This window comes from Corallococcus sp. AB049A (assembly GCF_003668885.1).
Classification (GTDB): Bacteria; Myxococcota; Myxococcia; order Myxococcales; family Myxococcaceae; genus Corallococcus; species Corallococcus interemptor.
On record NZ_RAWL01000639.1, the window covers coordinates 1 to 3,502 of the forward strand.

A 3,502-nucleotide genomic window follows, 5' to 3' on the forward strand; every position below is an offset into this window, starting at 1 on the left:
GGCCGGTACGCGGCGTGGCCCGTGGCGCTCAGGCGCTCCGGAGCCAGGGCCTCGCGCTCGCCCAGCTGGCGCACCACCGCCACGGCGCGCGCGGCGGACAGCTCCCACGCGGTGGTGGCGGGGCCCCCGGGCGCGGCGGGCAGCACCTCGTCGGTGTGGGCCTCCACCGCGACGCGATGGTCGGACAGCGCGCCCCGGAACACCGCCGCGGCCTGCTTCAGCAGGGCGGTGCCCTCCGGCGTGAGCGACGTCGTGGCGGGGGCGAAGAGGAGCCGCTCGGACACGTCCACGCGCAGGGCGTCGTCCTCCAGCGCCAGGGTCACGTCGCCCGCCTTGAGCGCGTCCTGCAGCGGCCGGCCCAGCGCCTCGAGCGCCGCCTCGCGCCGCGTACGCTGCGCCTCCGCGCTCTTCGCCTGGAGCTCCGCCGCCGCGCCGCCCCACTCCTGCGCCTGCTGCTGACGCTCCAGCGCGCGCAGCCGCCGCTCCATGGCCTGACGCAGCGTCTGCAGCTGCGCGACGTGGGCTTCGGACTCGGCGGCCTCGTGCTCCAGCTGTGTACTGCGGGCCTCCAGCGCGCGCAGCGAGCGCGAGCCCAGCCACGCGCCCGTGGAGGCCACCACCACCGCGACGGCCAGCAGCCCCCAGGGCAGCCACCGCCAGCGTCCGAGCGCTGCCGTGGTTCGCGCGTCGTCCATGGCCCTGAAGGGTACTGGCCCCCCGGATGTGGGCGGCAAGGTGGGCGCCGTGCGACATGCGCCCGCCTGCTTTCAGTCCGGCGCCGTCCCGGACGGTTTCTTCCACCGGGGCAGGTGCAGGACGAAGCGCGAGCCGGGCCCGCCCTCCGGAGGCGCCTCCACGAACAGGTCGCCGCCGTGCGCGCGGGCCAGCTGCCGGGAGATGTAGAGGCCCAGGCCCAGGCTCGCCCTCGCGTGCTCGCCGGTGTTGCGCGCGAAGCGCTCGAAGACGCGCTCGCGCGCCTCCAGGGGGATGCCGGGGCCCCAGTCGCGCACGGCGATGACGGCCGTGTCCCCCTCGCGCTCCACGTACAGCTCCACCGGCAGGCCCGGCGCGTACTTCATCGCGTTGGTGAGCAGGTTCATCAGCACCTGCTCCACGCGCGGCCGGTCCGCCAGCGCCACCACCGGCGCGTCCGCGTGCACCACCGCCACGCAGCCCGCCGTGGCCAGCGCCTCCTCCATCCGCGCCACCAGCGCGTGCACCAGCGAGGACAGCTCCACCGCGCCCAGCTCCAGCGCCATCTGCCCCGTGCCCAGCCGCGCCACGTCGAACAGGTGCGCCACCAGCCGCGTCAGCCGGTCCGCCTGCCGCAGGGCCCCCTGCAGGCCCTGGCCCAGCCGCTCGGATTCATCCGACGCCAGCTTGTCCACCGTGCGCTGCAGCGAGGACAGCTGCAGGTGCAGCGCGGACAGGGGCGTGCGCAGCTCATGCGTGGCCACCGCCACGAACTCGTCGCGCGCGGCCACGGCCTGCTCCGCTTGCCGGTACAGCCGCGCGTTGTCCACCGCCAGCGCCGCGCGCCAGGCCAGGTCCTCCAGCTGCGACAAATCCCGCGTGCTGAAGCGCCGCGTGGGAGAGCACGTCGCCGCGCTCACGATGCCCAGCGTGCGCCCGCGCGCCATCAGCGGGACGACCATCACCGAGCGCGGCTGGAGCCCCTCCAGGACCTCCCGGTGCATGTCGTCGACGGCGAAGGCGCGCATGGCGGACTCGTCCACCTCGGTCACCAGCTCCGCGCGCCCCGTCTCCAGCACCTTGCGCAGCAGGGTCTGGGCGCCGGGCTGCGGCGCGTAGGGCATGGACTTCTCCAGCTGGGCCTGGAGCCGGCCGTTCCTGGCGCGGCGCTCCACGCGCTCCAGGTGCTGGCCGTCCTCGCCCAGCATGTCCACCAGGCAGTAGTCCGCCAGCTGCGCCACCACCAGCTCCGCCACGTTGCGCACGGTGGTGCGCCAGTCCAGGGACGTGGCCAGCCGCGTGGTGGCGTCCGTGAGGAAGCGCAGGTGCGTCTCCATGCGGCGCTGCTCGGTGATTTCGCGCACCACGCCGCCCACGCCCAACAGCTCCGTGCCGGAGCGCACGGGGAAGTACGTGGCCAGGAAGGTGCGCGGCTCCGGGCCCGCCACGTAGTCCACCGGGGTGTCCACCACGGCCACCTCCGACTCCAGCACCTGGCGCAGCAGGTCCTCGATGGGGCCGCCCGCCGGGCCCATCAGCTCGCGGGGCGTGAGGCCCAGGTGCTTCTCCAGGGGGATGCCGTTGTTCTCCGCGATGACCTTGTTGAGCTGCACGTAGCGCAGCTCCTGGTTCACGAAGCCCATGCCCACCGGAGACGCCGCGAAGAAGGACTCCAGCATGGCCGCGGACGCGTCCCGCTCGCGCAGGGCCTCGCGGGCCTCGCGGTACAGCCGGGCGCTCTCCACCGCCAGCGCCGCGCGGCGCGCGAACTCCGTGGCGTAGTCCAGGTCCCGCTTCGTGTAGCGGCGCGCGGGGGACGCGGAGACCAGGTTGATGATGCCAAAGCGCCTGCGCCCCACCGCCAGGGGCAGCAGCATGGACGAGCGCGGCGCCAGCGCCTCCAGCAGGTGGTGGTGCTCGGGCGACAGCGACACCGCGTCCAGCCACTGGGGCGTGATGTCCGAGACGAGCACGGGCTTGCCCCGCGCGAACGCCCGGCCGAGCGGCGTGTCCGAGCCGATCTTCGGCGGGAAGTGCAGGGTCTGGTCCAGCAGCGACTGCTTGCGCGGGTCCTTCGCGCTGAGCGCCAGCCGGTGCAGCGCGCCGTCCGGCCCCAGCACGTCCACCATGCAGTAGTCCGCCCACTCCAGCGTGGCCAGCCGCGCCACGGCCTTGAGCGTGGTCTCCCAGTCCAGGGACTCGGCGAGCAGCCGGGAGGCCTCGCTGACGAAGAACTCCGCGCGCTCGGTGGCCTTGCGCTCGGTGATGTCCACGTTGATGTTCACCGCCCCCACCAGCCGGCCCTCGCCCGAGTACAGCGGCGCCGAGGAGTTGAGGATGGTGCGGCGCGCGCCGTCCTTGCCAACGATGTCCACCTCCTCGTTGGAGACGGTCTGACGGCTCTTCAGGGTGCGGAACACGGCCCAGTCCTCGCCGCGCAGCCGCTTGCCGGTGCCGGGCCAGTACGCCTCGAAGCCGCCGAAGTTCTCCAGCTGCATCCGCGCCAGCGCGTCCTGGCCCCACAGTTCGCTCGCGGCGGCGTTGGCGGCGAGCAGGCGGCCCCCCGTGTCCACGATGACCACGCCCACCGGCAGCAGCTGCAACACCGTGCGCAGCCACTCCTGCGGCACGGGGGTGGACTCCGCCAGAAAGGTGCCAGTCGGCTCGGACATGAGCGCGGAGCCCCCCTCCCCCGCGGGAGATCCAAGGGTGGGGGTGGCAACGAAGCGGGACCACCCGGCCCGGGTTGGAACGGGCTTTCCGGGAGTTGGCACCGGCCATCCCCCGGGGGTGGGGCAGGGGGCTTGAT

At 74.1% G+C, this 3,502-nt stretch carries 2 protein-coding genes; both read right to left on the reverse strand.

Translation table 11 applies throughout. The features are described 5' to 3' along the window. The coding region (locus tag D7X55_RS37570) for an OmpA family protein (RefSeq protein WP_121725541.1) at window positions 1-695 on the reverse strand (695 nt) is incomplete at its 3' end. A 72-nt stretch (window positions 696-767) separates the two neighbouring features. Further along, window positions 768-3,365 carry a GAF domain-containing protein gene (locus D7X55_RS37575; protein ID WP_120552324.1) on the reverse strand — a complete coding sequence of 866 codons (2,598 nt, stop codon included), beginning with the start codon at window positions 3,363-3,365 and terminating at the stop codon, window positions 768-770. Between the last annotated feature and the right edge of the window lie 137 nt (window positions 3,366-3,502).